Genomic DNA, 4,206 nt, shown 5'->3' on the forward strand with positions numbered 1-4,206 from the left:
GCCCGGCACCGCCACCTTGTTCGAAGTCGCTGATGCCGATCTCGATGTGGCGCTCGATGCGACCGTCGTCCATGTCGGTGGCACCGGCCTGCTCAAGCGCTTCGACGGCGAGCCGACCGTCAGGCTCTTGAAGCGCGCCAAGGAACTTGGCCGCGTCACCACTTTCGATCTCATCCAAGCCACGCCCGAGACCTGGAAACTGGTCGAGCCGTGCCTTCCCTACATCGACTATTTCGTGCCGAGCATCGACGAGGCCGGCGAGATGGCGCATGACCGCGATCCGGCCCGCGTCGCAGCCTTCTTCAAGGCGAGGGGCGTGAAGACCTGCATCATCACGCTGGGCGCCGACGGCGTTCATGTCTCGCCCGAACATGGCGAGGATTTCCATCTGCCGGCCTTCGAGGTCGAGGTCTTCGACACAACGGGCTGCGGCGATTCCTTCACGGCGGGCATCATCGTCGGCGTCGTCAGAGGTTGGGACCTCAGGCAGTCCGCGCGTTTTGCCAGCGCGGTCGCCGCCAAGGTGGCGATGGGTCTCGGTTCCGACGGCAAACTCGTTTCATTCGACGACACGGTCGCGGCGATGAATCGCTTCCGGTCAAGACATCAAAGGTGGAAGCAGCATGCCCATTCTTCCTGAAGCCAAGGGCAAGACGGCTCTCGTCACCGGCGCCAGCCGCGGCATCGGCAGGGCGCTCGCGAAGGGGCTTGCCGAAGCCGGCTTCGATGTCGCCATCACCGATCTGCCGTCGCAGGCGGCGGAACTCGACGTGACCAGGGGCGAGATCGAGGCCGCGGGCCGCAAGGCCTATGTCTATACGATGGACGTCAGCAAGAAGAAGGACATCGAGGCGACCGCGCAGGCCCTGCTTGAAGAGGCAGGCAGCATCGACGTGCTGGTCAACAACGCCGGCATCCTCAAGCCCAGCCTGCTGCAGGATCTCGACGAGGCCAATTGGGACGCGCATTTCGACGTCAACGCCAAGGGCGTGCTGATGATGTGCCAGGCGGTGCTGCCGCATATGCGCGCCAGGAAGTCGGGCAGGGTGATCAACATCGCCTCGATCGCCGGCCGCCAGGGCGTGCCGACGCAAGGCCACTATGCGGCGACCAAGGCGGTGGTGATCACGCTGACCCGCGTGCTGGCGCAGGAGGTCGGCATGGACGGCGTCACCGTCAACGCGATCTGCCCCGGCATCATCCTGACCGAGATGGGCAAGAACAATCTGGGCAGCGAAGCCGCGATCCGCCATTGGGAGGACGTCGCGGCGCTGAAGCGCCTCGGCGCGCCCGAGGATATCATCGGACCGGTGCTGTTCTTCGCCTCGGACCTGTCGGCCTTCGTCACCGGGCAGGCGCTCAACGTCGACGGCGGCATCTACTACCACTGAGGCTTAGGAGCGGGTCTCTCGGCCTGCCCTACAGCCGCGGTCCCGCCACCATGCGCGCGACGCGCGCCATGTCGGCGCTCATCTCGCGGTCGTCGTCGAGCGGGGCGACGAGCGCCCGCACGGCTTCATAGCTGCGCCGCGGGCCTTCGCCCATCGAATCCAGCACGCCGCGCAGCTCCACGCCGGTGGCGGCGAAGATCAGCTCCATCGCCACCAGATAGCGCAGCCGCTCGATAATCCCTGCCGTCTTCGCCACCACGCGCGGCGCCATCGACGACTGGTCCTCGACGCCGTCCGAGATGGCCAGCGGGCTGAGCGACATCGGATTGGCAAGGTGGCGGATCTCCGCTTCGAGCGCTGCGACCGGCTTCTGCAGTTCCGCGTAGCCCTGGCGGCTGCCGCCCCTGGCCGATAGGAAGCGCGGCAGTTCCGCCACCGTCGGCGACATCAGCTTCATCGAGCGGTTGGCGGTGCCGACCGCGCAATGCGCCAGCGCCTGGCCGAGATTTTCCCAGGTCAGCGTGAAGGCGGTCAGGTCGAAATTACCGTTGGAGACGACCCGCTCGGCCTCAGGCAGGATGACCGGATTGTCGCCGGAGTGGCCGAGCTCGATCTCCGTCGCCAGCTTCGCCTGCTCATAGGCATGGAGGAGCCCGCCCAACACTTGCGGCACGCAGCGGAAGCTCAGCGGATCCTGCAGGCGCCGCGCGGCGTTCTCCTGCCACAGCCCGCTGCCCACAAGCTCGCCCCGCAACTGCGCGCCGATCTCGACTTGGCGGAAGGCGGGCCGCGCCGCAAGCGCATCCTCGTCGATCGCCTTGAGCGATGCGCGGAAAGCCTCGTAATTCAGCGCCACCGCCGCCAGCGACCAGTCGATCAGGCAGGCGACCTCCTCAAGCGCCAGGCACGCCGTTCCGGTCGAAAGGCTGTTGGCGACGATGATGGCGTGGCCGTCCTTCTCGCGCAGGTCGAGCGGTTCGAGCCCGGCGAGCTTCAACGCCTCGGCCGACGGCATGATCCTGCCCTGATACTCGCTCTCGCCGTCGCCGCGCAGCGCCCGCGCCAGATGGCCGAGCGGCGCGAGGTCCGCGGCGCCCACCGAACCCCAGCTTGGAATGACCGGATGGACACCGGCGTTGAGCGCCGCGAGCAGGCCGAGCACCACACCCTCCGAGGTGCCGGTGCCGCCTGCCGCCATGCCGCAGATGCGCGCGACCATCAGCGCCCGCACCGCCTCGGTCGGCAGCGATGGGCCGGCGCCCATCGAATGGCTGAGCGGCACGCTGTGCTGGAACGCGATCAGGTCCGCCTGCGCCAGCGGCGTGTCGACACAGGCGCCGAGCCCGGTGGTGACGCCGTAGAGCGGCTTGCCGAGTTGGGTGAGATGTTCGATCAGCGCCCTGCTTGCGCGGATGCGGCGCATGGCTTCCTCGCCGAGCACGAGCCGGGCGTTGCGCCGCGCGATTTCCGCGACATCTTCCGTGCCGAGCGGCTTGGCGTCGAGGACGATCACTCTGGTAGTCATCGGGCTATTCCTTGGGCCTCCGGGAATGGTGGCGAACGAATGGAGGATATCCGGCATCGCACCCGGCCATTGTCGAAAATCCGCCGTCGCGATTGCCGTTATCTTTCTTTAACCGGCGGTACGGTGGCGACAAATGCCCCGTACGGGAAACTTTTGCGCGGCTGGCGATTTTGGATATGCTGCGGATCCAAAACTGCCACAAGGTTGCCGTCGATGATGAAGTACCTGACCCTCTCTGCGCTCGGGCTGGCCACGGCCGCGACCGTGTCCGCCCAAGCGGTTGCGGGCGAAAGGCATCATCATCGCCACTATCAGCCGGTCGAGCGCGAGCGCTATGTTCCGGCCAGCGACGATCTTCTCTATCAGCTCTTCGGCGGTCCGCGTTACTACGACCAGCAGCTGTTCACCACCGCCGCTGGCGCTTGCTCCTACGGCCGCGTCGGGCCGGACGCGAATGCGATCAACAAGATCAACGACCACCATTGCGGGAAGTAGCCTTCGACCCATACTGACGGGTGCACACATTCTCGCGAAACATTGTATACAATACCTAAGAAAGATGTTGACAATCCGCCCTAGGCGGTTTCCCTTAACGCCATCCGCGCAGCCCATGAGCAAAACACAAAGCGCGATAACCAAGGGGAACTGCCAATATGATCAACCGTCGCTCGACTCTGAAATCCATGGCGCTCGGCGCCGTCTCGACCCTGGCCATTGCCGCTGTCGGCATTTCGTATGCGCAGGCTGAAAACAAGGAACTGAAAATCGGCTTTGTCGGCGTCACCAGCGGCCCGGCCGCCGCCTGGGGCACCTCGAATGTGCGCTCGATGCAGACGCGCGCCGCCTGGTTAAACGAGACCGGCGGCGTCAAGATCGGCAACGACACCTACAACATCAACATCGTCACCTTCGACGACCAGAAGGATCCCAAGCGCGCCATCGCCGGCATGGAGAAAATGGCGCAGGAAGGCATCCACTATGTCGTCGGCCCGAATGTCGATGACGGCGCCGCCGCGGTGCGCCCGGTCGCCGAGGCCAACGGCATCATCTATTTCCCCTACGCCTTCCCCAAGGCGCTCTACCAGAAGCCGGCCTCCAATGCCGTGCTCGGCATGATCGCTAACTACCAGTCGGGCCCGGCGATCTACAAATATCTGAAGGAAAACAAGGGCGTGAAGAAGATCGCCTTTGTCGCGGCCAATGAATCCGACCCGCTCAGCCAGCGCGACAGCGGTGTCGAGGCGGCAAAGGCTCTCGGGCTGGAAGTCGTCGCCCAGAACGACACCTACC

General features: G+C 65.3%; 5 protein-coding genes. 4 read left to right on the forward strand and 1 reads right to left on the reverse strand.

The genetic code is table 11. From position 1 onward, the window contains the following. A partial coding sequence (locus tag EOA28_RS26840; RefSeq protein WP_245501601.1) for a PfkB family carbohydrate kinase occupies window positions 1-640 on the forward strand: 640 nt, incomplete at its 5' end. After that, window positions 624-1,391 carry an SDR family NAD(P)-dependent oxidoreductase gene (locus EOA28_RS26845; RefSeq protein WP_128315456.1) on the forward strand — a complete coding sequence of 256 codons (768 nt, stop codon included), beginning with the start codon at window positions 624-626 and terminating at the stop codon, window positions 1,389-1,391. The genes EOA28_RS26840 and EOA28_RS26845, both read left to right, overlap by 17 nt. Before the next feature lie 28 nt (window positions 1,392-1,419). Here EOA28_RS26845 and hutH read toward each other — a convergent pair whose 3' ends face one another. Next, window positions 1,420-2,916, reverse strand: coding sequence for a histidine ammonia-lyase (gene hutH, locus EOA28_RS26850; RefSeq protein ID WP_127249283.1), 1,497 nt, complete (start codon window positions 2,914-2,916; stop codon window positions 1,420-1,422). A 39-nt stretch (window positions 2,917-2,955) separates the two neighbouring features. Between hutH and EOA28_RS41180 the strand changes: the two genes are divergently transcribed. Together EOA28_RS41180 and EOA28_RS26860 are read left to right on the forward strand one after the other, a co-directional pair. Beyond that, window positions 2,956-3,411: a hypothetical protein gene (locus EOA28_RS41180; RefSeq protein ID WP_348628728.1), complete on the forward strand. Its 456-nt coding sequence runs from the start codon at window positions 2,956-2,958 to the stop codon at window positions 3,409-3,411. 158 nt (window positions 3,412-3,569) lie between these two features. Further along, the coding region (locus EOA28_RS26860) for an ABC transporter substrate-binding protein (RefSeq protein ID WP_148670867.1) at window positions 3,570-4,206 on the forward strand (637 nt) is incomplete at its 3' end.

The sequence above is a fragment of the Mesorhizobium sp. M2A.F.Ca.ET.067.02.1.1 genome, from assembly GCF_004023285.1.
In the GTDB taxonomy this organism is placed as follows: Bacteria; Pseudomonadota; Alphaproteobacteria; order Rhizobiales; family Rhizobiaceae; genus Mesorhizobium.